At 54.3% G+C, this 26,808-nt stretch carries 8 protein-coding genes; 6 read left to right on the top strand and 2 right to left on the bottom strand.

The genetic code is table 11. The features are described from left to right. Positions 1-166: 166 nt before the first annotated feature. The 4 genes from PUV54_RS09325 (at position 167) to PUV54_RS09310 (ending at position 13,010) form a co-directional block, all read left to right on the top strand. Entirely contained in the window at positions 167-7,354 is a 7,188-nt protein-coding gene (locus tag PUV54_RS09325) for a cadherin domain-containing protein (protein ID WP_274491954.1), read from the top strand. 288 nt (positions 7,355-7,642) lie between these two features. Further along, a complete protein-coding gene (locus PUV54_RS09320; protein WP_274491953.1) occupies positions 7,643-9,346 on the top strand; it encodes a DUF1800 domain-containing protein in 1,704 nt (567 codons plus the stop codon). A 10-nt stretch (positions 9,347-9,356) separates the two neighbouring features. After that, complete coding sequence (locus PUV54_RS09315; protein ID WP_274491952.1) at positions 9,357-10,763, top strand: DUF1501 domain-containing protein; 1,407 nt, start codon at positions 9,357-9,359, stop codon at positions 10,761-10,763. Positions 10,764-10,859: 96 nt separating this feature from the next. Next, positions 10,860-13,010, top strand: coding sequence for a TonB-dependent receptor family protein (locus PUV54_RS09310; RefSeq protein WP_274491951.1), 2,151 nt, complete (start codon positions 10,860-10,862; stop codon positions 13,008-13,010). 148 nt (positions 13,011-13,158) lie between these two features. Here the strand turns inward: PUV54_RS09310 and PUV54_RS09305 are convergent, their stop codons facing one another. Together PUV54_RS09305 and PUV54_RS09300 are read right to left on the bottom strand one after the other, a co-directional pair. Continuing rightward, positions 13,159-22,557: an autotransporter outer membrane beta-barrel domain-containing protein gene (locus PUV54_RS09305; protein ID WP_274491950.1), complete on the bottom strand. Its 9,399-nt coding sequence runs from the start codon at positions 22,555-22,557 to the stop codon at positions 13,159-13,161. Between the two features lie 348 nt (positions 22,558-22,905). After that, the gene (locus PUV54_RS09300; RefSeq protein WP_274491948.1) at positions 22,906-24,888 is read right to left on the bottom strand and encodes a sensor histidine kinase; all 1,983 of its coding nucleotides are present in this window, start codon (positions 24,886-24,888) and stop codon (positions 22,906-22,908) included. A 25-nt stretch (positions 24,889-24,913) separates the two neighbouring features. On the opposite strand from PUV54_RS09300, the gene PUV54_RS09295 reads away from it, so the two are divergent. Next, complete coding sequence (locus tag PUV54_RS09295; RefSeq protein ID WP_274491947.1) at positions 24,914-25,543, top strand: response regulator; 630 nt, start codon at positions 24,914-24,916, stop codon at positions 25,541-25,543. A 149-nt stretch (positions 25,544-25,692) separates the two neighbouring features. After that, positions 25,693-26,790, top strand: coding sequence for a CaiB/BaiF CoA transferase family protein (locus tag PUV54_RS09290; protein WP_274491946.1), 1,098 nt, complete (start codon positions 25,693-25,695; stop codon positions 26,788-26,790). The last annotated feature ends 18 nt before the right edge of the window (positions 26,791-26,808 follow it).

Here is a 26,808-nt window from a genome sequence, read left to right as displayed (position 1 = left end):
AACTCACCCGCCATACATTCAGTATTTTTTAGGGTTAAATCCTTTCAGAAACGTGATCGCCAATGGTTTTGGCTATGTTTAAGCGGATATTAACCAGGCTGATAAGTTTCTAGTTAAGCCTCTCAAGATACTCTCTGATGCGTAGTAACGCGTTCAAAGTAGAGTCATGGCAAAAGATACTTCATCGACTGAGGGTTCAACGAACTTTTCAAACAAGAGTTTTTCGGAGAGCGATGCGCTTGACGCAAAGGCTGAAGCAGCTGCGGAAAGCGAACGCCAAGACTTAAAGAAAGCTCGCGACGGAGAGACTTTCAAGTTTGACAACAATGAAGGCGACAACGGATATGGAAACCTTCATTACGGCGAACAGGATGCCGAGGCTGAAAAGTCATACCACTCAGAGGACTCAAGCGCTTCTGACCAGACGAGCGCTGCAATCACCGCGCAGGGCGGCGCTGATGTTGGAACGTCCGAAAATGAAAAGCCACGAAGTGTTGAAGAAAATCTGACTGATGAGCGTGAGAGTTCTGAAAATCGCTTCGCAACAACTAATGAAGCGTCTTTTGCTCAAGGAAGCAGTACACGACAGCCAGACTTCACCGTCGGCAGCAGCGATAACGGCAATTCCGTACGTTCCGGAGCAGTCGCTAAGAGTTCTGCCGCGGACAATCCTGGGATAACTGACGAGCCTTCAAGCGTACTTTCAGGCGACCATGAACCAAATCTGGCGCCAGACGATATCGCCCTGTCGCAAACTACTGTGGACGAGAATGTCGAAGGTTCGGTCGTCGCCACACTTTCCGCCAGTGATGGCAACATTGACGATGTTCTGACGTTTGAAATTATCGGCGATTCATCAGGTTTTTTTGAAATCGTCGGTGACCAGTTGCGTTTAAAGCCAGGCGTTTCTGTCGATTTCGAAGCACAGAATGTATTCGATATTTTGATTCAGGTCACCGATAGCACAGGCAACAGCTATCAAGAATCTTTCTCTATCAATGTTACAGACGTCAACGAAAACCCTGTCGATATTACCCTTGGTGGCGGCAGCATTTCTGAAAACGTCGCGGGCGCTGTGGTAGGCTCGCTATCCGCCTCCGACCCTGATACTGGCGACTCTGTCAGTTTCTCTGTCTCTGATGACCGATTTGAGGTCATCGATGGCCAGTTAAAACTGAAAGACGGCGCCAGCCTCGATCATGAAGCTGCGGACAGCATCGACGTTACCGTGATTGCAACAGATCAAGGCGGTTTATCGACAGAGCAGGTGTTTTCGATCAATGTTTCCGATGTTAACGAGGCGCCTGTCGATATCTCGCTGAATGGTAACGCCATTACCGAGAACAGCGCTGGTGCGGTCGTTGGCGCGCTCTCGTCTACTGATCATGACGCTGGTGATACGGTCGCCTATTCTGTCTCTGATGATCGGTTTGAAGTCGTTGATGGTCAGTTGAAACTGAAAGATGGCGTCAGCCTCGACCATGAAGTTGCGGACAGCATCAACGTCACTGTGACTGCGACGGACCAGGGCGGCTTCTCAACTGAGCAGGACTTCTCTATCAATGTTACAGACGTCAACGAAGCGCCGATCGATATATCGCTAAATGGTTCTAGTATCGCTGAAAACGTTGCTGGCGCAGCAGCGGGAACACTTTCTGCAACTGACCCTGATAATGGCGACACAGTCAGTTTCTCTGTCTCTGATGACCGATTTGAGGTCGTCGATGGTCAGTTGAAACTGAAAGACGGCGTCAGTCTGGATCATGAATCCGCCGATAGCATCAACATTACTGTAACCGCAACCGATCAGGATGGGCTCTCAACCGAGCAAGCGTTTACCGTAAGCGTATCAGACGTTAATGAGGCGCCGGTTGATATCTCGTTGAACGGTGCCAGTATCGCGGAAAACAGTTCTGGTGCAATTGTTGGAAAGCTCACTGCCATCGATCCAGATTCCGGCGGATCACATACATTCACTGTCTCTGACGATCGCTTTGAGGTCGCTGGCAATGAGCTTAAACTGAAAGACGGCGTCAGCCTCGATCATGAAGCCGCGAACAGCGTCAATGTTACCGTCACCGCAACCGATCAGGGTGGCCTTTCAACCGAACAATCTTTTTTCATCGCTATCGATAACGTGAATGAAGGCCCTGTTCTAAGCCTTGCCAATAGCCCAGGCCTCAAAGCGTCCTACTTTGATGTTGGACACGCCATACGGAATCTGGATGAAGTCGATTTCAACGCTAGCCCAGATGCCGCCGGCGTCGTTGATAATCTGAACTATATGAATGGTCAGGACGCGTTTTGGGAAGGCGCGCCTCGCGATTATTTCGCAGCCAAATATGAGGGGCAAATCGTCGTCGAAGAAGGCGGTTCATATACATTCTCCATGGCCAGCGATGATGGCAGCATGTTGTTCATCGACGGCCAACCTGTGCTCGACAATGACGGGCTGCATGGCACGCGCACCCGCAATGTGACCGTGAACCTTGATGAAGGCGCCCATGATATTGAAGTTCGGTATTTTGAAAATGGCGGACACCAGACCTTGCAGCTTGCCTGGTCGGGCCCCGATACAGATGGCGCGAAAGAAGTTATCAGCGGCGATAGCTATCAGCACGGCTATACGCTCGATAATTTGACAGCGCCGGAAGATGAATCTGGCGCGTTGATCGCCAAATTCAATGTCACCGATCCGGACGCAGATGACACACATATTTACACTGTCAGCGATGAGCGTTTTGAAGTCGTCGAACAGGATGGCGAGCTGGCGCTGAAACTTCGCGACGATGCAATCCTCGACTTCGAAACCGAGTCCCTTGTTGAAGTCACAGTGACGGCAACCGATGCTTCTGGCGCAAGCAGCTCAATGACGCTGCCCGTTAAGGTAGCTGACAGCAATGACGCTCCTGAGATTACACTGACAGGCGGCGAAGGTCTTCAGGCGTCATATTATAATGTCGGTCATTCGATCAGTAATTTGAATCAAATTGACTTCGACGCTGCGCCTGACGCTGAAGCGGTAGTCGAAAGCATCGACTATATGAATGGCCAGGATGCATTCTGGGAGGGTGCGCCAGGCGATTATTTCGCTGCGAAATACGAAGGCCAGTTGATGGTTGAGGAAGGTGGGTCCTACACATTCTCCATGGCCAGCGATGATGGCAGCATGCTGTTTATCGACGGCCAGCCAGTACTCGATAATGATGGCCTTCACAGCACGAGAACACGAACAGTAACCGTGGACCTTGATGAAGGGTCTCATGATATCGAGGTCCGTTACTTCGAAAATGGCGGGTCGCAGACATTGCAACTCGCATGGTCCGGACCAGACACAGATGGCGCCACAGAAGTCATCGGCGGCAGTTCTTATCGTCTTCCAGGCGTTGACGATGCAAGTCTCTATGGCGTGACAGAGAATAACGCAGGCGAAGGCGCGGCATTATTTACGGTCTCCGATCCGCAAGGTGACGCCGTTACACTCACGGTTGATGATGATAGGTTTGAGATCGTCGAAAACGACAGCGGTTACGCTCTGAAGCTGAAGGAAGGCGCTTCAGTCGACTACGAAACGGAATCTGAAATCAACGTCAACATTACGGCGACGGACACTCATGGCGAAGCTTCTGTGCAAACAGTGACTGTGCCTGTAGCCGATGTAAATGAAAGTCCTTTGGATATTGCACTTGAGGGCGGTTCAGTTTCTGAAAACGCAAGCGGCGCGATGATTGGCTCACTTTCAGCAAATGACCCTGACGCAGGTGACACAGTCACGTTTACTGTTTCAGATGACCGGTTTGAGGTCGCGGATGGCCAGCTCAAACTGAAGGATGGCGTCAGTCTCGACTATGAACAGTCACAGACTGTCGATGTAACCGTTACGGCCACAGACCAGGGCGGCCTCTCGACTGAACAGACATTCACCATCAACGTTGACAATATCAACGAGGCGCCTGTTGATTTCGAACTTTCGCCGATTTCACAGTCCGGCGTTCTTTCGTTAAACCAGGACGGCGGCAACGATGATGTAGCAATTGCTGCAAACATGGAAGGTTTCCCGACGCAGGCCCTGACTGTCGAGGTGACTTTCACGTCATCACAAACCGATGTTGGGTCAGGCGTACCATTGTTTTCTTATGCAGCAGACGGTGGATCCAACAACGAAGCGTTGATGTGGCTCGAAAGCGGGTCCGGCAATCTCAATATCTTTCTTGCAGGGCAATCATTCAACACCGGCATTTCCAACACATCACTTCTTGATGGCGAACAACATACTGTTTCCTTTACCTGGAATCAGGCGTCCAACGAACTCAAAGTCTATGTCGATGGTCAGGAAGACTTTTCCAAGTCCGTAAACATCCGCGACCTTAAAACAGATGGGACTGTTGCCTTTGGGCAGGAACAGGATGCCGAAGGCGGCCGTTTCGACACGAACCAGATCTTCGAAGGAGAGATTTCAGAGGCCCGCATCTTTGACTATGCGCGCTCTGCTGAGGAAATCGCTGATCATGCAGGTGAGCCGTTGAACGGGCCCGAAGCCCAGACCGGCGTCGTTTCAAACTGGGTGATGAGTTCTTCGAAAGACGGCGTGGTTGAGGATATCGCCGGCAACAACGACCTTCAGTTATCGAATGGAGCCAAAGTCATTGGCGGCGAGAGTTTTGATACGCCGACGGTTGTCGAGAATAATGAGGGCGCCGTTGTCGGCTCCCTATCCGCGATTGATGGTGAAACTGGTGAGGCGGTATCCAGCTTCGCGCTGGTTGATGATGCATCAGGCTTGTTCGAAGTTGTCGGTAATGAGCTGAGACTGAGAGACGGCGCCGCACTCGATCATGAAGCTCAGCAAAGCTACGAAGTTACTGTCGAGGCAATTGGCTCTAGTGGAGAGGCTACGCAACAAACAGTTACGATTAGCGTTGCAGACGTTAATGAGGCGCCGATTGATGTTTCATTTGATGCCGCATTCGGCAATGGCATTTTATCACTGAATGAAGATGGCGGAACTGACGACTATGCAGTAGCCGCGAATATGGAAGGTTTCCCGACCGATGCGCTGACGGTTGAAGTCTCATTCGTTTCTTCGCAAACGGATGTCGGCAATGGAACACCGCTGTTTTCTTATGCTGCAAGCAACGGCTCCGACAACGAGGCGTTGTTGTGGATGGAGGGTTCTAGCGGTAATTTGCATGTCTTCCTTGCCGGGCAGAAGATTAACACAGGCGTACCGAACTCATCTTTGCTTGACGGCGAACAGCACCAGGTTTCGTTTTCGTGGGATCAGTCGAGCAATGAACTGAAAGTTTATGTAGACGGTGAACAGGAATTTTCGACCAGCATCAACATTCGTGACCTCAAATCCGACGGTACGCTCGTTTTTGGTCAGGAGCAGGATAGTGAGGGTGGCCGATTTGATAGCGGGCAAGTATTTGAAGGCCAGATTTCGGAAGTGCGCATATTCGACTATGCGCGTAGCGAAACTGAAATCGCTGACAATGCAGGCAACCCGTTCTCAGATCCGGGAACTGAACCGGGCCTTGTCAACAATTGGGTGATGAATGAACAATCGGACGGCGCCATTGAAGACCTTGTTGGTATCGACCACCTGCAGCTTCAGGGCGGCGCCAGCGTCGTTGATGGAGACTTTGGCGGAACGCCGACAGTTATTGAAAACCACAGCGGCGCAATAGTTGGTACAATTTCAGCTACCGATCCGCAAACTGGCGAGGCCGTCACCGATTTTGCTATCGCCGAGGATCCCTCCGGCATGTTCGAAATGGTCGGCAATCAATTGAAACTGAAAGACGGCGCCGCTGCGGACTTTGAAGCGCAAAATTTACATGAAGTCACAATCGAGGCCATTGGCGCCGGCGGCGAGTCGACTATGCACACGCTTACTGTCGCCGTTAGCGACGTGGATGAAACAAATACGATCCACGGAACGGATGGGAACGACAAGCTTGTTGGATCTTCGGGCGCCGATGTCATTTTCGGCGGCGGAGGCAATGATCGTATAATCGGTAAGGCCGGTGCAGACGAACTTTATGGCGGCGCTGGCAACGACAAAATCTATGCGGACGCAGAAGATACCGTAATCGACGGCGGCGATGGTAATGATCGCGTAATCGTTCGTGGAAATAACGGCTTTTCTATCAATATGGCGGCATCCAGTGTTGAGCGCGTTGACGGCGCCGCTGGCAATGACGTCCTGGACGCTACTGGCATGAGCGGTCGAGCAACTCAGATCGGCAATGGCGGCGACGACACATTGACTGGCGGCGGCGGTAACGACGTCCAGCGTGGCGGAGATGGCGACGATATTATTTCCGGCGGCGGCGGAAAAGACAATATTCGCGGTAATGCTGGCGCGGACGAACTTTACGGCGGCGCGGGCAATGACAAAATTTATGCTGACGCGGAAGATACAGTGATTGATGGAGGCGCAGGCAACGACCGTGTCATCGTTCAAGGTAACGATGATTTTTCCATCAACATGACCGCCTCTAGTGTTGAGCGCGTTGACGGCGCCGGCGGCAACGACTTCATGGACGCTACTGGCATGAGCGGTCGAGCAACTCAGATCGGCAATGGCGGCGACGACACATTGACTGGCGGCGGCGGTAACGACGTCCAGCGTGGCGGAGATGGCGACGATATTATTTCCGGCGGCGGCGGAAAAGACAATATTCGCGGTAATGCTGGCGCGGACGAACTTTACGGCGGCGCGGGCAATGACAAAATTTATGCTGACGCGGAAGATACAGTGATTGATGGAGGCGCAGGCAACGACCGCGTCATCGTTCAAGGTAACGATGATTTTTCCATCGACATGACTTCCTCAAATGTGGAACGTGTTGACGGCGCCGCTGGCAACGACTTCATGGACGCTACGGGCATGACCGGCAAGACGACGCAAATCGGCAATGGCGGCGATGACACGCTGATCGGTGGTGATGGTAACGACGTCCAGCGTGGCGGCGATGGCGATGATATTATTTCCGGCGGCGGCGGAAAAGACAATATTCGTGGCGATGCGGGTAATGATGTTATCACCGGCGGCGCAGGCAATGACCGAATGGATGGCGGCGATGGCGATGACATATTTGTTTACGCCCTCGGTGATGGCTCTGACCGAATCAACGGCGGTGAAGGCTGGACAGACCTCATTCAGGTTGAAGGCGGACTGGAATCGCTTGGCGAGTTCGGAACCGACTGGACTGTAACCCTAACAGAAGGGGCTATCGTTTCCGCGGATGAAGATGGCATCATCTTTACCGACGATGCAGCAGGCGTTGTTGAGTTAAACGATGGCTCAACGATCCAGTTCACCGAACTCGAAGGCATCATCGGCTAAACGCCGCCACCCTTAAAATGCACCTGCTCAACTCCGTCTAAATTGATTTTAGAAAATTTAGAACGAATTTTGATGCATCCCGAGCGCACTCAATCGTACCCGAATGCGCTAAGTATGATCATTTTTGCAACGTGACAAAAATTCAATACTGGCTGCAGCCCTTTGAAATAAAGGCTAATTCCGCAGTCACGGACAGTTTAAACAAATTGTCCGTTGAATGTTCACAAGGCCTTTCCTGCATCTGAATTCAATCCTCCCGTGCTTTGGGAAAAGAAAATGGCGCGGGCGATGTCTTACAAATTCGGATGGACTGCAATCGCAACTGCGGTTTGCATGTTTTTTGTCGCGGGGTGTTCAAGCTCTGAGGAGTCGCCGCCGCCGGAGACGCCTCCAGGCACGCTGCCGCCCCCCACGGCGTCAATCACGGCTTCCGAAGCATCCAGGTTTTTGAACCAGGCGACCTTTGGCGCGACCGCGGAAGAAATTGAGCGCTTGCAATCTATGGGCTACGCAGCATGGATCTCAGCCGAGTTCGCCAAGCCGCAAGAATCCTTGCTGCAAAGCGTGTTACTTGTAGAAGCATCCGGTGCTGAGGCCGGTCAAAATGAGCTCAGCGAAACATTCTGGACGCGCGCCATTGTCGGCGATGACCAACTTCGACAGCGTGTCGGATTTTCCTTGTCGCAAATCCTCGTGGCCTCTTACAGCGACGGCATGCTGGCTGAACGCCCTGTCGCGATGGCGAATTATATGGACATGATGTCCGCTGGCGCTTTCGGAAACTTTCGCCAAACCCTTGAAAACATCACTTACAGCCCGGCCATGGCGATCTGGCTAACGTACTTGCAAAACCAAAAGGCCGATGAGGAGGGCGAAGTCGTTCCAGACGAAAATTACGCTCGTGAGATCATGCAGCTTTTCACAATTGGCACGCTGGAACTTGGTAGCGATGGGCAAGTGCGCCTCGACGGCATGGGTGAGCCAATCGAGACTTACGACAATTCAGATGTAACCGAGTTGGCGAAAGTTTTCACCGGCCTTAGCTGGGCGGAACGCGGTCAATTTCTTGGACGACCCGACACGGTGCGATCGGAATACCTGCCATTGGTGATGTTTGAAGCCGAACATTCACCGGAAGCCAAATCATTCCTTGGCGTCACCATACCACCGAACACGCCTGGAGATCAAAGCATTGCCATAGCGCTTGATGCGCTGTTCAACCACCCGAACACAGCGCCGTTCATTTCACGGCAACTTATTCAACGGCTGGTGACCAGCAACCCCTCCCCTCAATATGTTGGCCGCGTTGCAAACGCCTTTCGGTCCGGCAGGTACGTTTTTGCCGGCGGTGAAGTCGCGGGCGGATCGGGGCGTGGCGATATGCGCGCTGTTGTTGCAGCCATCCTGATGGATGATGAAGCTCGCGATGCTGCATTCATGTCCGACCCTGCTTACGGAAAATTACGCGAGCCGGTGATACGGTTTACGCATTGGGCGCGCGCCTTTGGCGTGACGCGAACCAATATCGATGCCGTTGAAGACCTCCGCGATACACGTGCGCCGAGCAGCCTGAACCAACAAGCGTACCGCTCGCCATCTGTGTTTAACTTTTATCGCCCCGGTTTCGTTGCACCAGGAACAGAAAGCGCCGCCGCTGGCCTGGTCGCGCCGGAACTGCAAATCACAACTGCAGCCAGCGTCACCGGATATGCAAACTTCATGGACGAGTTCATCGTCAATCGCGATAACCGCGCAAATATTGCACCGGACTATTCGCCCGAACTGGCTTTAGCGGGCGATCCGTCCGCACTGGTCGATCACCTCGACTTGCTGCTGACCGCGGGGGCGCTCAGCGGGTCCGCACGTTCGCGCATCATCGACGCTGTCAACGCTATTGATTCAAGCAACGGAACGTTTACTCGCAACGACCTCCGCGTGCGCACGGCAATTCTTCTGATCATGACGTCATCCGATTATATCGTTTCTCGCTAGGGGCAATGTGATGAACTTTTCCAGGCGTAATTTTTTAAGATCCGGCGCGGCTTGCTCTTTTGGCGCTGCGACGGGGTTTGCAAATGACCTGATGCGCTTCAATGCGTTCGCTGCCGACACCTCCGGTTACCGTGCATTGGTGTGCGTATTCTTGTTCGGCGGCATGGACGGGCACGATACGGTTATTCCGTATGACACTGCCAGCTATAACCAATACGCAGATATCAGAAGCTCCCTTTTTAATCGCTATGATGACAATGAAGGCGGCTCAACCCGCGAGCGCGATCAGCTTTTACCGCTTACGCTTGCAAACGCTGGCGCCTTTGGCGGCCGCCAGTTCGCGCTGCCGCCTGAACTTGGTCCGTTGCACGAACTTATCAATCGCGGGGACGGCGCCATCGTTTCCAACGTCGGACCACTCGTTGTTCCGCTAAACCGCACCGAATACCAGAACCGCACCGCGCCACGCCCGCCCCGGCTTTTCTCCCATAACGACCAGCAATCGGTCTGGATGTCTTCCCGTCCCGAAGGCGCCCAGTTCGGCTGGGGCGGGCGACTGGCGGATATGATTGCAGCGTCGCTAGGGAATTCCGACGCGACGTTCACCACCGTTTCGACATCGGGATCGACAGTATTCCTGCAAGGAGAAATCGTCGGTCAATATCAGGTCGGTTCGAACGGGCCACAGGAAATTCGCGGCCTCGGCGAAAGCTCGCTGTTTGGCTCTTCTCAACTGCCCGGCATCTATGAGGCAAGCCTGAGAGCGGAAGGCCAGTCACTAACGAATCTGCTTCAACGTGATTTCTCAGGCGTAATGAACCGGTCGATTGACGCCAACCGCACTTTGCGCGAGTCCTTTGGCGGCGCCGCGCCCTTCGCAACCGCGTTTCCGCAGTCCCGCCTGGGCGCGCAGCTTCAGGTGGTCGCGCGGATAATCGCGCTTCGCGCCTCGCTGGGCGTCAGCCGCCAGGTCTTTTTTGTCGGCGACGGCGGCTACGACACCCATTCCAACCAGCATCAGAGCATGCCGCGCCTTCATACCGGCATCGCCGAGGCCATGCGCGCATTTTATGAAGCGACTGTTGAAATGGGCATCGATCAGGATGTTGCATCGTTCACCGCATCTGATTTCGGCCGGACATTAACAGTCAACCGAGACGGCACCGATCACGGATGGGGCGCGCATCATTTAGTCATTGGCGGCGGCGTCAATGGCGCGCGCATCATCGGGGATTTTCCGGAGCCGGTGATTGATCATGAGTACGACACAGGAAACGGCAGGCTTATTCCAACAACCGCCGTTGACCAGTTCGCTGCAACGCTTGGCGGATGGTTCGGCTTAAACAACAGCGAATTAAACGATGCGCTGCCGGGTCTTTCAAACTTTAGCCAAACCAATATCGGCCTGTTCTCTTAGCAGGCGGCAAATACCAGGGGATTTCAGAACAGAAGCAAATTTTCCGCCAGCATGCGGCTTGATGCGTTTTGTTCTGATGTGACGAGGAGAGTGAACGTGACGCCCAAAAAAAAGATCTGGTTGTCGGCGTGTTCCGCCCTCGCCCTTGCCATGGCGTCCGCCGAAGCCGCCATTGTGCAGTCTTCTGGAAACGAAGAACAATCTAGCATTACCTACGCGCGCACTCTGCGTGATCGGCCGCTTGACGAATATATTCAACGCTCGCGCGCGGCCGCCACAGACACGCGCGACGAAAGTGACTTTACAGACAACTATGCTGACGACATTGGCGACGGACTGTTTTTTGCGCCCGGGGTTCAAATAAACGGGCTTGATATTCAAGAGCCGCGCATTGCAATTCGCGGATTTTCCTACGGCAATAACCAGCATCGCTCGACCGTCGCCGTTTATCGTGACGGCGCGCCTGTGACGGATGTTCATGGAACAAGCAACACATCGGAAATCGACCTGCAATCAACGAAATCGATCAAAATTTATCGCGGCGTCGCAAATTTGCGTGAAGGCGGCGACAATCTCGGCGGTGCGGTGAATTTCGTATCAAAGACCGGACGTACGGCGCGCCAGGGTCTAACCGCGCGAGCCGAGGGTGACGCTAGCATGGATGGCAAACCTGCCGGCCAGGCGCACATCGCAATTGCTAATGGGAAAGAAGCCTCGGCGCTCGACTACTATCTTTCCGCTACCGGGGTTTACGAAAACGGTTTCCGCGATAACAACCGGCGCTCGAGCCAACAATTTCACGGGAACCTTGGCTATCGTATTGCCGATGCCGTCTCGACGCGCCTGTTTATCGATATCGTCAACAGCAAAACAGAGCTTGCCGGCGGGCTGGAGCCCGGACTTGCCTTAAGTGATCCGCAAGAGCCGACCCCGCCGGTGACGTTAGGGCCGCTATTTCCGGGCGGACCGGTCTTCAACCTGCTTGACGGCGCGCGTCAGGATGATTTCGCGCGCGATATCCGAGAGGGACGCGTCGCGAGCAACACGCGGTTCAGCCTGCTTGGACACGATATTGACGTCAGCGGTCATTACACCCGCCGCGAGGTTACAAGCCCGCAAATCGATTTCGCCGGGTTCATAGAGGAAGAAGGGAGCGAATGGGGCGTCCGCACGCAGTTTGAACGCGTCATGCCGGTTTTCGGCCGGGAATTGATGTACCGTGCTGGAGGATCTTACGCGACAGGGCGCCAGGATTCCGACCGTTTCGAAAACATCGAAGGCGCTAGAGGCGACATCACCGCCAATACGCAACACCGTTCAAAGAATATCAGCGGTTACGTCCAGGGCTTCTACAAGCCTTTTAAAAAACTTGTGGTTGACCTTGGCGCGAAGTTTATTCGCGTTGAAAGAACGCTCACCGACCTTGAAGACGACGATACCGATGACCGGTCTTTCACAGGCATTTCCGCGCGCGCCGGCGCAGCCTACAAACTTCTCGATACGATTGAAGTTTATACCAGCGTCAGCCGCGCGTACGAGCCGCCGTCATTTTATGAACTTATCGCAGAAGACGCGACATCATTCAGCGGCCTCGATGAGCAGGACTCTTTCACCATCGAAGCCGGTCTGCGCGGATCGTTTACCGATTGGATCGGCTGGGATATCGCCTATTATGACACGGATGTCGAAAACGAGATCATCAACATCGCCGACCCCTCAAGCTTTGTGAACAGCGACGTTTTTGAAAACGTCGATCAAACTACCCATAAAGGCGTTGAGGCAGGCATCGATCTGAATTTCTTTCCTGCAACAATGCGCCGGCGCGATGCGGCGCTTACCTTACGAAACGTCTACAACTATAACAATTTCCGCTTTACCGATGCTGACCCTTTAGGCTCCATTGACGGAAACCGCATCGCGGGCGCGCCTTTGCATCTTTATCGCGGCGAGCTGCGCTACGCCGTCAATGATCGCTGGTTCGCCGCCGTGAATCTGTCCTACACGCGCGGGGATCATTTCGCCGATCACCTGAACGAAGTATCGGTTCCCACCGGCGCGGTGATCGGATTTTCCGCCGGTCTCGCGTTAAGCGAGAACATTGAACTCTTCGCATCCGGAGAGAATATTACGGACCGTGCCTATGTCGGCGGCGTAACACCGGTGCTCTCACAAAATCTTGACAACGCGCGCATCTTCACACCGGGCGCGCCGGCGTCCTTTTACGGTGGCCTGAGATACAAGTTTTAGTTTCCTTGTCACTGAAGAGACGCAAAATGGTCCACCATGGCGCCGTTTGCATGCAACACTGGCGACGTTCACTGGTTAGCCGGAAAAACGGTCCGAAAGCCCGTAGATCGTATTATTCAAAATTCTCACCGCTTCCGCCTCATTGGAGTTACCAGCGAAATTTCAGGTCCAGCAGGCCTCTCGCATTCTCATCGGGCGAGACTGCGTCAACCTCGAACCTGCTTGAAACAGAAACATTGTGGGCGGTCAACAGATCAAAACCAGCTCCAATCCGGACTTTATTCTTACTGCGTAACTCTGATGGCAAATCAAATTGAACGCCAGGCGCATCCGCAAATGATGCAAGAATGCGATCGCTGCCAAGAGCAAGCCTTCGGTTATAGGCAAGACTGAGCCTCGGCAAGAACGCACCAGCACGCGATTTCTTGTTCCAACCAAACCTGATCCCGATTTCGCCCTCAAGCCCGTGCGCATCCTGCCGGTCAATGTCAAATGCGACATCACCCATGGCAACAGCTTCAAACCGGCCTTCGCCAATTGTCTCGTATCGAACGCCGCCGAATATCTCTGATTGCCCTCCAGCAAAAGCAAAACCGCGCCCCGTTTCAATAGATGCGGAAAGGTTCCGTCCTTCGTGATTGGTTTGCAAAGGTGAAAACCGTGCACTACCAGAAATGTTTGATGAACTATCGTATTCCTGTTCGCCGTAAGAAATAATCGCATCAAGGTATTGATTGCTGCTGATCCGTTGCGAAGCGTAGAACGACATCATGAAGTTGTCGATTTGCCCTTCCTCGCCGGCAAAAGCAGCAAAAGCGGAGTAAGACCGTGTAGTCCCGAAGCTTGCGCCAAATATCGCGCCGGTTGGCGTTAAATAGTCAAAGCCTGAAATCGTTCCGCTGCCTCCCATGAAATTATCGCCAGCAGCGCCGAACTCCGCCCTCCATGCGCCAAACATAACGCCGTCGCCAGCTTCAAATTGTGATGAATTTGCAAACCGGAGCGCGTTCGCTCCCCGTACGAAACTGGATTGGTCTTCCCCTTCCAGAGTAACCTGCCGTAGCTCGGACAAACGCTGACGCGCGCCAGACTCAAACCGTTGCGCTGTCGCCGCGGTATCTTGTGCGAAATCACTGAACCTTGCAGGGTTGAGTTGTGCAATTTCCGCTTCGAAGTCAGCACCTTCCGGCAGGTGCTGAATACGGGCCAAATGACTTGCAAGAGCGCCGCCCGCGACCGGGACAGCTTCGTCGAGTTGCGAAGCGAAAGATTGATCACTCTTGCTCGCCGATGCAACGGTTGCAAAACTAGCGACATCCGCAATGACCTGCACCGCACTTGGAAGCTGCACGAGGTCAAAACTCAACAAAGGCGTTGGTTCGGGCAATGTCTCAGTCGCGAAAGAGCCCGCAACAGAAGAACCGCTAACGACTTCAAAAGTCGCACCGTTTGTATAAACGCCGCCGGCATCGATAACCTCAATCGCACCGCCTAGGGTTGCTGTTCCACTTGAGGCAAAACGTCCATGGCCACCACCGCCCTGAATTACCGGAGAATAAACACCGCCTGTATTAAACGCGTAACTAGCAGTCGATTGCAGTGTCCCGCCGCCAATGGCTAATGATGTTACTGAAGGCAGCGAAGGAACAATGTACAATCCCTCGCCAGTTTTCATTGCTGTTTCAAAGCTCGAAAAGCCGCGATTAAATGAACCGGCGCCTTCAAACAACAGTGTATCCGTGCCGCTGCTTCCGGTCGGATTGGAATTTGATGTCGATGCGCCGCTCAATAGCAGCGTGTCGTTACCAGATCCGAGGTTGATGGATCCAAGAACCGAAGACCCACCCAGCATCGCCAGCAAGTCATCGCCTGAACCCATGAGTATGGCTTCGCCATTGCCGGTCGCATTTCCAAGGGACGGTGTGATCGTTCCCGCGTTGACGATAAAGTCGTCGCCGCCATTGGTCGAAACACCGATTGCGCGACGTCCGTCAATATTGGTATTGGCGCCTGATCCACCGACTTCTCCACTCTCGCAAACTTCAACATCCCCGATGTCGATAGCGCAGGCGCGGCCGGTATCACGATTGACAGTCGCGGACACGCTGGGATTCGAAATAGCGCTGATCGTTCCTTCATTCCAGACCAGATCATTTCCGCTGCCCGTCTCAACACCAATTGCAAGAGCGTTCAGCGCATTCGCCGTGGCGCTTCCTGATGCGTCTCCGTCAAACCCAACCCCGCGCGCGTCTGCGTTGGCGACCGCTCGCGGAATGGATCGAGCAATGATGTCGCCCGTATTGTAAATCGTGTTGTCGCCATTGCCCGCCCTGATCCCATAAGCAGAGGCGTTGTTTGCGTTAGCCGTAGCGGTCGCGAAGGCGTCGATCCCGAGCACATCACCGCCAAATCCTGCGTCCGCTTCAGCCTGGTCGGCGCGGGGCTCGGCGGTTACGTCGATCAAACCCTCGTTTACGACAACGTCATCACCATTGTTAAGCCAAGCACCTGCCGCTCTGGCGCTGTTTACGCTTACGGACGCTGTCGCTCGGGAATCCGGTTGCGCGAACGCATCAACACCATCGGCGTCGCTGATCGCATCGGCATTTCCTGTCGGTCGCGACAGGACGATGATCTCGCCGGCGTTGACCAATGTATTGTCGCCATTTCCCGCGACAAAGCCGTATGCACGACCGGTACTGACGCCGACAATTGCCGTGGCGGTGCCGTCACCATCGACAATCGCATCACCGTCAGCATTGGCGTAGGCGTAACCATGGCCGCGAACGGCAACGTCGATCACACCGTCGTTGTAAAGAGTCGTCGCCTCGTTACCGGCGCTTACGCCGCGCGCATCCTGACCATTATTGGACGAAGTCGCTTTCGCAACAGCATCAAGATCAAGCCCGAAAATATTGTCGAGAATATCCCCATCAGACCGGCTTTCCGTGCGCGCCGTACCAAGCGTTTCGATGTTGATGCCACCGGTGTTCCAGACAACATTCTCTCCTGTACCGCCATCGATACCGATTACCCTCGTCGAAGTGGTTGTGCGCGAGTCCGTAACACCATCCGTAAAGAATCCGCCTGTATTGGCGAGGTTCGTTGAATCAGGGCTCGCCGATGCCGATACGGTGATAACGCCGAAATTTTTCAGGAAATCATCGCCTGCGTCACCTGCGATACCAACGCTGCGCGCAGTCGCCGCTACATTAGAGCTCGACTTTGCACCGCCGACAGTTGCGATAGTATTACCCGACGCATCGGTTGACGACGTCGAGATAACCTTGAGCGTGCCCGTATTTTCGATGTCATCAGCGCCAGCGCCGCCGCCGATGCCCAACGAATTCGCCGTGGCGTTCGCCGTTGCGGATGAAACAGCGCCGCCAACAAATGCATAGTTGGTACGGTTAATGGTTCCGGATGCATTTGAGTTCACGCGAAGGTATCCGGTGTTGAACAGATAATCATCTCCATCGCCGCCCAATATGCCACTGCTTGTTGCATTAGACGTAGTGGCCGCGCTGGACACTGCCGCGCCGAAACTCACGCCAATGGCGCCGCTAGTGGTCAGGGTCGATGTCGTATCCACAAACATGCTGCCGCCATTGCCTGCGATATCGTTGTCGTCTCCTGCATCGAGGCCCGTCGCCGTTGCGATCGCGGTAATGCTGTCATTGCCGACGCTGGCGCCGATCAGCGTGAAGGCGAGCGAATTAAGTTTCGCTGTCGCCGTTGCGTCCACATCCGTTATACCGTCCAGCAACAACATATCGTCGCCCGCCCCACCCAGAACGCCTGCAGCCGTACTCATGGCGCCGGTCTGTGCGGAAGACTGGTTGGCGCCAAGGATTGTAATCTGTGTGCCGCCAACGGTGTTCGTTGAGGACGCATTTGCGTTGATCCTGCCATCGATCAGGACGGTATCATTATTGCCGCCGGCATCGACGCCAATTGCCGTGGACGTGCCGCCCACGGTTGGCTTCGTTGAAGAGTACCCGGCAAGATTAACGGTCAAACCGCTCATGCTGAATATATTCGTAGACCTGGCGTCAACAAGATCGCCCACATAGATGACGTCATCGCCCGCGCCGCCAGAAACGCCAGTCGCGGTCGGGCTCGACGTCACGCCGGAATTATCAAATGCCGCACCGATCAGCGTAATCGCCGTATTATTCAGGGTGAAATTCGTGGTCGCATCAATGTCGGCGGTTCCGTAAAGCGCCATGTTGTCATCGCCGCCGCCGCCAGCGACTCCAGTCGATGACGGGGTGAACCCGAAAACGTTTTTGTTCGACGTGCCGCCGACGAGTTGAATAGAGGTGTTGTTCGCATTGCCGGTGATGTTGGACCCAACGACAATCGTTGAATCCTCGAAGGTAATGATTTCGTCACTACCCTCACCGCCGTCAATGCCGAAACCGTTAGTCGCCGCTGTCAGACGAACATCACCAAGACCGGCGCCAACTGCGCCCACTGTTACAATCTGCGCATTCACATTCGCCGTCGTCATCGCGGTGATGGCGCCATCATGACCAATAACATCATCGCCTGCACCGCCTTCAATACCGGCGGCGTTCGCGGTCGAGACGGTGTTGATATCGCCGTCAGCGACCCCGCCGAGCGAAACGGAAATCGCGCCCGCGCTATTATTGGCGTTTGCTGTGGCGTTAATCACGCTTTCATTAAGGATGGCATCACTTCCGCCGCCGCCGGCAATGCCGACTGCATGGGCGATGCTGTCCGTGTCGCCGTCAGCGAAGGCCGCGCCAGCGATATTCACATTAACGCCGGTGCTGGATGTCGTCGCCGTTGCGGTTGATGTCAGCATGCTGCGATTAACAATCGTATCCGCACCGCTGCCGCCGTTGATTGCGTGCGCCGTCGCATCGGCGGTAGTTGAAACATTCGCCGTGCCGCCGGAAATAAGCCCGACTGAAACGCCAACCCCCATCGTTTTTGCGGTAGATGTCGCCGTCACAGCATTTGTGTTGAGGATTTCATCATCGCCTGCCCCGCCGGAAAGACCGTGAGACGTCGCCTGCGTCATGGTCGATGCATCGTTAAAGATGGCGCCGGCTCCGGTCAGCGACACGCTGACCCCTGGCGATTCCGCCAGCGTAATCGCCATCACTTCGCCTGCGTTGTTGATGGTATCATTATCACCGCCGCCGCCGATCCCGGTGGCGTCGGCAAACGCGTGAGTTGAAACATCGTTCACCGTGAAACCGACGACCGACAGTGACACGTTGGTCGATGCCGCCTTTACATCTGCATTTGCAGTGACGGCGCCCTCGTTGAAAATCGTATCCGGTCCAGCGTCTCCAAATATCCCAAAAGCGTCTGCATCCGCTGTCGTGCTGAGATCTCCGACGGCGCCGCCAGCCAGATTCAACGTCGCCGTTACGCCGAGCACATCAGCGAGTGCGGTCGACATAACGGTTGCGTTGTTGAACAGATAGTCATCACCCCACCCCCCGGTAACGCCATAGGCGTTTGAATAGGCCCGGCCGTCAAAATCGCCGAGCGCCAGAACAGAGACAGAAGCGGCGGCGCTGGCGCCAGTGACGTCAACGTCGGATTTCACGGTGATATCCGCCATGTTGAAGATCGAGTCGTCGCCGAATCCGCCGTCTACGCCATAGGCATTGCCGGTTGCCGTATTTTCCGCCGTCGCCAGTGCAAACCCGAGCGGCACAAATGATACCGGGGCGGCGACCGATACAGAAGCGCCAGTGGACTTGGCCACAGTATCGACAAAGAGCGCGCCATAATTGGTTATGATGTCAGCGTTTTCCGAACCTGTTGCGGCAATCTCAACTTCATTGTCGTCATCATCATTTTCTGAATCTACTTCCAGACGTGCAGCTTCGTCGCCCGCAATACCAGTGGCGTATGCTGTCGCATCGGCCGTTGCATCGGTCAAAGAAACACCTAGCGACGCGCCGGCAAGCACGCCTTCCAGCGTTACAGACACCGCAGCGCCGGACGCATCCGCATCTGCATCAACATCGAGCATGCCGAAATTTGTGATGACGTCTGCGCCAAGACCACCCTCCATCGCGGCGGCGGCAGCGTTTGAGTTGCTCGACACGTTTGCGAGCGCCAGCCCGCCGGAAAAGCCTGCGCCGTTTGCGCCAATCTTGACGCCGACGCCTGTGGAACTCGCATCAGCCATGGACATGGCTGTCAACGTGCTCGCATTTACCACGTCGTCATCGCCCTCGCCGGCGTTGAGGCCAGAGGCGTCTGCATTCGCTGTAGTCGATGCTTCCACGAGCGTCGCGCCAAGCGTCGCGCCCGCTGCTGTTCCCTGTCCTGATACCGCAACTGAATCGGCGTCGGCCGTGGCGGTCGCCATGACGTCGACTGTACCGGCGGCGCCAAGCGCATCGGCGCCGTCGCCAGTAGCGACACCGATCGAGTTCGCGCCGGCGGTGACGTCCGCACGAGTGAGCGCAGCGCCAGCCGCGAGGCCGGCTTGAACCGTAGCCGCAATTTCAATAGCGACGCTGTCGGCGTTGGCGTCTGCATTCGACGTGGACGTTAGCGTACCGACGGTAAGAGCTGTATCGCCGAATTGGCCGGTGGAAATACCGGTTGCGTTAGCAGTCGCTGTTGAACGGCCATCCGCCGCCGCCGCGTTAATAGCTACGCCGGCAAGCGTCCCGTTCAAACCGATGGCGAGAGATGTCGAACTGACATCAGCCGTGGCGTCTGCGGTGATCGTCCCGAGGTTGGTAATCTCATCGACGCCAAGATCGCTGATAATGCCGGTGCTAGTTGCTGTTGCATCCGTGACCGTCCGCGTGAGTGCTGCGCCAGCCGCAAGCCCCGCCTGCACGACCACGCCCAACTCCGCCGCAATGCTATCAGAATCCGCCGTGGTGTTGGATATAGCGCTTAAAGTCTCAAAATTGGTGATTTCATGATCGCCCGACGGCGCGTCAAACGCGCTCGCGGTTGCCACAGACGTGGTGCTGGAATCCGCCAGACTCGCATTCAACGTAAAGCCCGCCAGCGTACCGCTCATACCGACTGAAACCGAGTCACCAACAGCGTTCGCCGTCGCAGTTGTCTCGATAGATCCGCGATTTTCCGCACCCTGATCGTCGCTCGACCAGTCAACCCCTGAAGCGTCTGCGGTCGCCGTAGCGCCGGTAATTGAAAGCGTCCCTGCGCCGGCAAAGCCGCCCATTTGCGCGCCGGTAAGCGCCACGGAAACGCCTGTTGCATTTGCGGTCGCCGTCGCGTCGGCGCTAAGCGCGCCATTGTTCACCAATAAATCGGCGCCATCTCCTCCCGTAATCGACTGAGCTGTCGCCGTTGCATTCGCTGAGCCGTCAACGGCGGCGACACCAGCCGCCCCACCCCCTGAAACACCTTCCAGCGCGAAGGTAACGCCGACCGTATTTGCATTCGCATTCGCCGTTGCATCTGCGACACCGTCATTAATGATCGTATCGTCGCCTGCGCCGCCATCCATCGCAGTTGCTGTTGCTTCGGCGTCTGTCGCCGCGCGCACCATGACGCCTTCACTGACGACCCCCTCTGCTTCAACTGCGGCGGTAACGCCGATCCCTGTGGAAGCGGCATTCGCTGTCGCGTCTACAATGATTTCGCCAGCTTCGGTGTTCGAGAGCGTATCATCGCCATCACCGCCCGAAACGCCAGTAATGAAGGCATCAGAGTCCGTAACTACATCAGCAAGCGTAAAGCTTAAATCAAACGCGAAGCCATCTGAACTGGATAGGTCCGGGATTTCCACCGAAACGCCCACCGCCAGCGCATCGGCAAGCGTAGTAAGATCAATCAGTCCGTCATTGAAAAGAATGTCGCCGCCTTCATCGCCGCTCATACCGATCGCATCGGCCCAGGTCGCCGCACCGGCGCCGCCAAGCGTCCAGCCGGGCAGATAGCCGGCCGCGTCGGGGAGAAATCCTGCGGGAATGCTAACCGCCACGCCGACCTGTTGGGCAGTCGAGGTGGTCATGCCGGTGATGTCGCCGTAATTGTAAAGCTGGTCTTCGTTAAGACCGCCGGTCATGCCAATGATTTGCGATGACGCAAATGTATCAAGCGAGGCAAGCGTCTCACCCAGAAAAAGCGACTGAAACGCCGCTTCAGGCACACCGATCGCCGCCACGGAAACCGTCACTGATTCTGCATTGGCGTTGCCGGTGAGCCCTAGGAGGCCGCCTACATGGTTTAAGAGCATGTCTTCGCCGTCACCACCAGAAAGCCCGATCGCCGTCGCCTGAATAGGTGGCTCAACGTCTTGATCTGTACCTGAATCAAAGCCTGCCGAGATACGCCCGCCAACAATCGTCGCATCGATCAATGAAAGATTGACGCTGTTGTTGTAGCTTTCCGATGTCGCCGTCGAATTAATCGCGCCACTATTGTCGAGTAAATCATCATGGATACCACCATCGATGCCGACGGAAACAGCCTCAGGCGCCAGATTGAACGAACCACCGGAGACGTCGATAAGATTGATCTCGACACTGGTCGATTCCACATGGGCCCCAGCGCTAATCGTTATGTCACCGGTATTGAACAACTGATCATCGCTCATACCGCCCCAAAGGCCGCTGTTCATGGCGGTTGCGTTGAGAGAGTTGTCGCCAATGCCGCCATCGGAAAGACTGAGCGCAAAGGATCCGCGCAACGCGCTGGCGCTTGAAACACCGATGATTGTCCCGCTGTTGCTGATCCAGTCGCGGATTGTGTCGCCTTCGATGCCGATCACCGTCGAATTGGCGTTCGTCGACGAGTCCACAACAACGCCATTGACGATTTCAATATCAAGCGTCGATGACGTCGCGCTCGCGGCGGCGGCCAGAGTCATGGTGCCGCTATTTTGCGTCTCGTAACGATTGCGTGTGCCGCGAATGCCCGTAGTTGTCGCATTGGAAGTGATTTCGACGATGGCGCCCTGTTCAAACGAACTCGGATTCTGGCCGATCATCGAAATTCCAGCGATAGAATTCGAAAAAATTGTCCCTTGGTTATCGATCACGTCAGCGCCAAAACCGCCATCAATGCCAGTGCTGATCACTTCTACATTAGAGGGGGCGTTGAAGTTTAAAAAACCAAACAGATTGAGTCCGAGATTGACGACGCCTGCGACGCCAGTGGTCTGGACATTGATGTCTCCGGTATTGGTGAGTGTATCCCGGCCATTGTGACCGAAAAGCCCGATGCCCTCAGCACGTACATCTGCGCCATCTTGAAATGCGCTAAACCCGGAGAATACGACCGCTTCATTCGCAAGCACATCGACATCAATCGGGCTGGTGTTCTCGATTCTATCAGAGCCCGTACCAGTGGAAACGCCAACGCCGCGAACATCGGCAGCTCCCGAGACATTCACCGCACCGCCACTGACCGTCCCTTTATCTGCCCCACCGCCAAGATCTGTACCCGTCTCATTTATCTGCTGCGCGTGACCGCTGCTTGCAAACACCGGCAGGGCTGTAAGGCAGGTTGTGGCAAGCAATCTGCCTAAACGGTTTTTTTTATTCATCTTAGCGGCCGGTGTCATGGGAACTCTCCCGTTCATGATTCAAGTGGTGTAACGGCTTCCAGCAGCAAGACCTCTGCCTTGCACAACGCACGGAATGGCCCGCCGCGCTATCGCGCAGCTGGCTGGCGTTGTCTTTGAAAATGACAGTCGTACATGCCATTTCACGCATCATTCTCTCCCCCAGAGAGAAACGCGCTTCAATAGAATCACGAAGCGCAATCTATATAAAAATGCGCGTGCGCTGCATAAGCGGTCAATTACGTGATTCCGGTAGTTCTTGCTAAAAAGGCTCTATTTATGAATGTTATACCGCGAATGCGAATGCCGATGCGTGTAACAATATCCGCTAACAAGGCATGCGATGCTTCATGCGAGCGGCGCTTCAATCGCAAAACATGAGCCTTTACCCGGCTCGCTCTTTGCAAAGAACTTCATGCCTTCTTCATCAACAATTTCTCTTACTATGGCCAGCCCAAGGCCCTCGCCATCGGGGTTGCTTCCATTTTGTGAGCCTCGGTGATTGCGCTGCATAACCGTTTCTAGTTCGCTCGCTGATATGCCGGGTCCTGTATCGTATACTTCAACAAGCAATCTGTCGCCGCGTCTTCTGCATCCTATCAAAACCTTTCCCGACTTTGTGTATGCGACGGCGTTTGCAACCAGGTTGGTAATAACACGCAACATGGGAAACGCTTCCAGGCGTACAGAACGCGAGCTTGGAACTATGACCAACTCCAGCCCTTTATTTTCCGCTTCAGCCAGAAACATGCCGTGTACAGCATCAAAAATAACCGATACTGGGGTTGCGGGGCCTTTAATCCCGGCCTCACTGCTCGCCTCGTTCAACGCCGTTTTCGTAAAATCATCAACGAGCCCTTCTATATAATCGAGGCTGCGTTCAATGCTTTGCCCCTGTCCCTTATCCGTCGCCGAAGACGTCTCAAATTCTTTTAATGTGCTGCGCAGTGCAAAAAGCGGTTGGCGGATATCATGTGAGGCATTAGCAAGCACGCGACCGCGCTTTTCAGCCTCTTCCGCTGCTTGCTCGTAGCGACTTTCAAGCGAATTCAAGCGCTCGTGCAACGCAAGGTTTGATTGCAGCGCCTCGACCTGATCACGCAGCGATTTATCACGTTCGGACCGGATGTGTAGGATCGCCGCTGTCATGGCTAGCCCCATCATGGTCGCGTCAAACAACGTCGCAGCGCGCACAATATCAAGTGTCTCACTACGCCCAGGCGATATGCCCATGACATCACGCGCCGTAACGAGCACAGAAGCAAAGACAATACCAAACCAGCCTGTAAGATAAAAAACTATCCGTGGCTGAATTGTTTTCATGGCACGGAAGCCAATCACCAAAAACGAAATCGCACCAAACGTCACCCAGTATGTCGCGACTTTTTTTGCATTGCTTTCGCCTATGAAAAACGCTGAAAATGGAATGAGCGCACACAGCACCATGAACATTCTCAGAAAGATGTCAGCACCTGGATAATTTTTCTTGGTATCCAAAAACACCCTGGCGAACACAGCAGCCGCGAGCCCAACAAGACAGCCGAGAGGTAGAGACGCATATCCATTAAAAAGGGGCGCGTTTGGCCAGAAATACTGAAAAGCGACGCCGTCGCGCTGTCCAATATATAATATGACAGCAATAGCGTAGAATGCATACGCCAGAAAAAGCCCGCGCGGCGTTACAACAAAAGCAATTGTGCTCATGACCGCGAACGCAAACATCAACGCATAGAAAGTAAAAAGTTTTGCTGTGTATGATTGTGACCAGCGCTCAAAACTCGGCAAAGTCTCAAAGCGGATGGGCAACGTCGTACTACCACGTGAAAGGTAACGAATATAAATGTCTGCCCCTTCGACAGGCTCAAATGTAATCGGTATTACGATATTCGGATGTGGAATAATTCGCGTGGCAAACCCTGAATTTTCATTTTGTTCGAATAATATCTCCGCTCTTTCGTCATCAACTTTAAATATCGCCAACTCGGTCATGAAATTCGTTTGCAACGTCATCCGCATGTCTACGGATTCGCGCTGCTGATTGATTACAGGAATTTTCAGCCAGATTGCCGACTTGGTGTATTGAAAATCAGGCTCATGCGTCGGCACGACATCAAAATCGACACGGGCGATTTCATTTACATTCAACGCGCGCGTTTCATCCAGATGATAGTATATTCGGCCTTCAAGGTTGCGCACTGGCTCGCGGCCATCAATACGCACAATCCGATCCGCGGCGCTGACGCTTCCGCAGGCAGCTATCAATACTGCAATGAAAACTGCTGGCAGCACCAAAATACGATGACAAAGCTGTCCAGTATGAATAAAACGCACGCTCAAGCCTCCGGAGCCAACAACTGTGACGCTGACTGTCGTAATCGCAGATGATCATGCCATTGTCCGGCAAGGTGTGAAAAGCATTCTTGCAAGTTTGAGTGATTTTAGCGTCGTTGGCGAGGCTGAAAATGGTGTTGAACTGGTCGCGCTGGTCAAGCGTCACACGCCAGCTCTTGTTTTTGCTGACATCGCCATGCCCTATGCTGGCGGTCTCGAAGCTGTGGATGAAATCAGACGATGGAGCCCCAATAGCCGGCTGATCATTCTTACTGGCCTAACCTCACGTGGCCTGGCGGCGCAAGCGCATGCCGCTTCAGTCGATGGACTTTTTCTGAAGTCCGACCCGCCTGAGGAATTGGCGCAAGCAATTCCCAAAATCATATCCGGCGAGCCTGTCTATTCCACCGCCATAGAAAAAATCCTAAGCGAAGCCCACCCGTCCGATATGTTAACGGCGCGTGAGCTGCAAGTGCTGCGCGGTATTTCGAACGGTGAAACAAACGCCAGAATTGCTGAACGACTGGGCGTTAGCGCCTATACAGTCGATAAACATCGCACCAATATGATGCGAAAATTGAAAGTACATTCAGCAGCGGAGTTACTCGCACTCGCTTTACGTGACGGTCTTTTGGATTCCGCGAGCACGCTTTAGATGCATAATGACTATGGCATAAAGATGTTACGCATCATGGCTCACTTTCGGCTTTGAAAGGTGCTCTTTAAAGCCCGGCCAGTGAGATTTACAAACCGAATGACGACAACAGATTTACGAAATTAGACCAGGATGAACAGGAGCGATTAGTGGCGCAAGACAGACCATTAAAAGGAGTTCGCATACTCGAATTCGCCGGAATCGGGCCCGGCCCGTTTTGCGGGATGATCCTTTCTGATCTGGGCGCAGATGTTGTACGCATTGATCGTCCGGGCGTGAAGCCGCAAGGCGTTGGAAAAGTAACGGGGCGTGGCCGACGATCTGTCGCTCTCGATTTGAAGAGTGATACCGGAATAGCAACTGCGCTCAACCTTATTGAAAAAGCTGATGCATTATTTGAAGGGTTTCGGCCAGGCGTTATGGAGCGCATCGGGCTCGGCCCTGATGAAACGCTCGTTAGAAATCCTGCGCTTGTGTACGCACGCATGACCGGTTGGGGGCAAAACGGTCCGCTTTCACACGCTGCAGGCCATGACATTAATTATATTGCTCTTTCTGGCGCGCTTGGGTCCATGGGCAGAAAAGACGAACCGCCGCCGCCGCCGCTCAATCTAGTTGGTGATTATGGCGGCGGCGCGATGTTTCTCATCGTTGGATTGCTTGCCGGTCTCCTTCGCGCGCGTGAAACTGGCAAAGGACAAGTTATAGACGCCGCCATGACTGATGGCTCGGCGCTGTTGATGGCGCTGTTCCACGATTTAAAAAATTATGGAGTGTGGCGCGACGAGCGTGGTGCCAATCTACTGGATGGTGCAGCGCCGTTCTATGACACCTATGAGTGTGCCGACGGAAAGTTTGTCAGTATCGGCGCCATTGAGCCGCAGTTCTACGCCTTATTGCTGGAAAAGACAGGCCTTGCCGCTGATCCGGATTTTTCCATGCAGATGGACCAAAAACGTTGGCCGGAATTGAAACACAAGTTAGCCGCGATTATTCGTAAAAAAACACGCGATGAATGGGTGGAAATTATGGAAGGGACAGATGTTTGTTTTGCACCTGTTCTTTCATTATCAGAGGCGCCTACCCACCCGCATAATGTCACCAGAAATACCTTTATAGACTTTGAGGGAACCATACAGCCCGCCGCAGCGCCACGATTTCGAGGTGTACCGAACACTCCCGAACGACGCGCCCCTGAACCAGGCGAACATACCGAAGAAGTGCTTGCCGAGTGGGACTGTAAATAAGGTCATACGTATGCTGAA

This window comes from Hyphococcus flavus (assembly GCF_028748065.1).
Taxonomy (GTDB): domain Bacteria; phylum Pseudomonadota; class Alphaproteobacteria; order Caulobacterales; family Parvularculaceae; genus Hyphococcus; species Hyphococcus flavus.
This window is presented reverse-complemented; position numbering and strand designations above follow the sequence as displayed.

Coding starts and splice junctions, on each gene's coding strand:
- PUV54_RS09325 (WP_274491954.1), top strand. CDS start 167: ATGGCAAAAGATACTTCATCGACTGAGGGTTCAACGAACTTTTCAAAC.
- PUV54_RS09320 (WP_274491953.1), top strand. CDS start 7,643: ATGTCTTACAAATTCGGATGGACTGCAATCGCAACTGCGGTTTGCATG.
- PUV54_RS09315 (WP_274491952.1), top strand. CDS start 9,357: ATGAACTTTTCCAGGCGTAATTTTTTAAGATCCGGCGCGGCTTGCTCT.
- PUV54_RS09305 (WP_274491950.1), bottom strand. CDS start 22,557: ATGACACCGGCCGCTAAGATGAATAAAAAAAACCGTTTAGGCAGATTG.